2 protein-coding genes are annotated in these 2,822 nt (G+C 76.3%); both read right to left on the bottom strand.

The annotated features are described in order from the left end of the window. The coding region (locus MNZ29_RS23875; protein ID WP_242357084.1) for a cytochrome c biogenesis protein CcdA at nucleotides 1-813 on the bottom strand (813 nt) is incomplete at its 3' end. Between the two features lie 122 nt (nucleotides 814-935). Then, nucleotides 936-2,822, bottom strand: a 1,887-nt coding sequence (locus MNZ29_RS23880) for a S41 family peptidase (protein ID WP_242357086.1), incomplete at its 5' end; no start/stop codon positions are given.

Here is a 2,822-nt window from a genome sequence, read left to right on the forward strand (position 1 = left end):
CGGGAGGTCGCACGCCGCGGCGGGCGCGCTCGCGTCGCAGCTCGCCGCATCCCCCGCGGCGACGCTCCCGGCGGCGGGTGCGGACGCAGCGACCGCCCCCGCCGCCTGCGCGGCGCCACCGGCAGGCGGCATGAGGATCATGAGCCGGTCGGTGGCGAGGAGCGCGCCCACGGCGACGAGGAGCGCGCCGGTCGCGAGCTCGACCTTGCGCAGGTGCGGCTTCACGCGGTCGAGGAGCCGGAGCGCGCGCGGCGCGAAGGCGGCGGCGAAGAGGAGCGGCGCGACCAGGCCGGCCGCGTAGGTGCCGAGGTAGAGCGCGCCGCGCGCCGGGCTCGCGCCCGAGCTCGCGGTGTAGGTGAGCACGGAGCCGAGCACCGGGCCGATGCACGGCGTCCAGCCGAGCGCGAACGCGCCGCCGAAGGCGAACGACGCGAGGAGGGATCCCCCTGGCGCCGCGCGCGCGAGCCAGGGCCGCCGCTCGCGATCGAGCCCCGGCAGCCGCAGGACCCCGAGGAACTTGAGGCCGAACAGGACGACGACGATCCCCGCGACCCGGAGCAGCACCTCGCGGTGCGCGGCGAGCAGCGCCGCCGCCGCGCTCGCCCCGAGCCCGAGCGCCACGAACACGCTCGCGAGCCCCGCCGCGAACGCGAACGCCGTCGCCACGAGCCGCCCGCGCGCGCCGCCGGCGCGGACGTCGGCCACCGACGCGCCGCCGAGGAGCCCGAGGTAGATGGGCACGAGGGGGAGCACGCACGGCGACAGGAAGGTGAGGACGCCGGCGGCGAACAGTCCGGGGATGTCGAAGCTCATGCGGTCTCTCTGGCTCCTCCGTGCGAGTCGGAGCCGGGGACGCGGCGAGCGGTTCCGGCGAGCTCCCGGAAAGCGCCCCGAACCCCCGGAAGCGGTGGCTCACCGGGGGCGGACGGGCGCCTTCAGAACCCCGCGATGCCCTCGTGCACGGCGCGCCCCTCGAAGAGGACGGCCTCCACCTGCTCGAGCCAGCCGCGGTTGTGGCCGGTGATGTCCTCGACCGTGGTCGCGTACGGCACGTCGGGCTGCACGGGGCGGTTCTCGAAGGCGAGCGCCGCGAAGAACTCCTCCGCGGAGCGCTCCGCGTGGGCGGCGAGCGGCGCGCCCGGCTCGAGGGGCTGCACGCCCATCGCGGCGTTCGGGATGGAGAGCGAGAGGAGCCCGTCGGGATCCGTCCAGCGGGCGCCGAGGTTCTTCGCCTCCTGCTGGCTGCCGCCGGCGCCCTCCGTCGGGCCGCCGAGGAGCACGGCGCGGCGCGAGGCGCGCAGCATCCCGGCGAGCCGGTCGCAGGCGCTCATGCAGCTCGGGCTCGTGAGCACCACCACCCTGCCCTCGTAGCCTCCCACCGCGTCGCTCGCGCGCACCGGGCCCTCGAGGAAGGCCGGCGTGTAGTCGCGCCGCTCGCGCTGCGCGAGCCCGATCGCCTCGACGATCTTGCGCGGCTCGAACGCGTCGTCCGCGGCGCGGGCGGGCGCGGCGCTCGGCGGCGGCATCCGCTGCTGGTAGACGAGCTGATTCTGCGTGGTCGCGCGCAGGACGAGCGCGCCGCCGGGGTAGGCCTCCCCGGGCTCGGACAGCATCGCGGCCACGGTGCTCGAGTGGGCGATGTAGCCGCCGGTGTTCTGGCGCAGGTCCACGACGAGATCGAGCCCCTTGTCCTTGCACTCTCCGACGAAACCCTCGAGGACCGCGCCGAACGGGCGCGGCTCGTCCCCCGCGGCGTGCAGGGTCTCGCTGAGGAACGAGAGGATCTGCACGTAGCAGAAGGCGCGATCGCGGCGGCGCACCACCTCGCCCACCCGCACCGCGACGCGGTCGCCCTCGTCGAGCTCCTCGGTGAGCCCCCTCGCGTCGCGCGGCGCCAGGATGGGGTCCGTGCGCAGGTACCCCTGCGCGGCGTTCGGATCCCGGTCCCAGGTGTCCTTCCCCTGGTCGTAGCGCCAGGCGAGGAGGTCGCTCGTGACGATCCCGGTGCGGCGCACGTAGCGGCTCGCCATCACGTGGCCGGCGGCGTCGGGGGAGATCCACCAGGGCAGCTCGACCACGCGCCGGACGCCCTTCACCGACACCGCCAGCGTCGCGGTGCGCCGCTGGGGGTAGGCGAAGTCGCGGCGCGTCACCGCGTCCACGGCGCGCTCGAGCCGGGCGCCGCGCGAGCTCGCCGGCACGAAGCGGGCGAGCTCCTCCACGACCTCCGCCGCCGGGCGGCCGTCGATCTCCATCACCTCGTTGCCGGCCGCGAGGACCTGCTCGACGCCCCGCAGCCCCGAGACCTTCGCGAGGTACGAGACGAGCTTCTTCTCGCGGTTGGCGATGACGATCTTGCCGCCGTCCGCGAGCCGCAGGCCGAACCCGAGCGCGACCTGGGGCAGGCGCACCGGCGCCCCGAACAGCAGGTGGCCGTCCTCGAACGCGGCGGTGCAGCGGCGCATCCGATCGTAGAACCGCAGCGGATCGTCTTCCTTGGCGATCGCCCGCTCCTCCGCGACGCAGGCGTCGAGGTGCGCGCGCGAGTCGAACGACGGCGTGCCGCCGTGGGCGAGGAGGCGCCCCTTCACCGGGAAGAACACGTACCGCTTCTCCATCGCGTCGCGGAGATCGCAGGCGAGCTTCGCGCGCTGCCGCGGCGAGCAGAGCGGCGCGCCGGCGCAGCCGTCGTCCTCCGGGAGCGACGCGACCCCGTCGCACGGGTCGGCGCGAGCCGCCGGCGCGGCGTCGCCCGCGATCGACTCGGCCGGCGCGGGGGTGACCGCCGCCGGGGGCGGCGCGGCGGCGGGCTCCCGCGCGGC

This window comes from Anaeromyxobacter sp. SG64, from assembly GCF_022690745.1.
In the GTDB taxonomy this organism is placed as follows: Bacteria; Myxococcota; Myxococcia; order Myxococcales; family Anaeromyxobacteraceae; genus Anaeromyxobacter; species Anaeromyxobacter soli.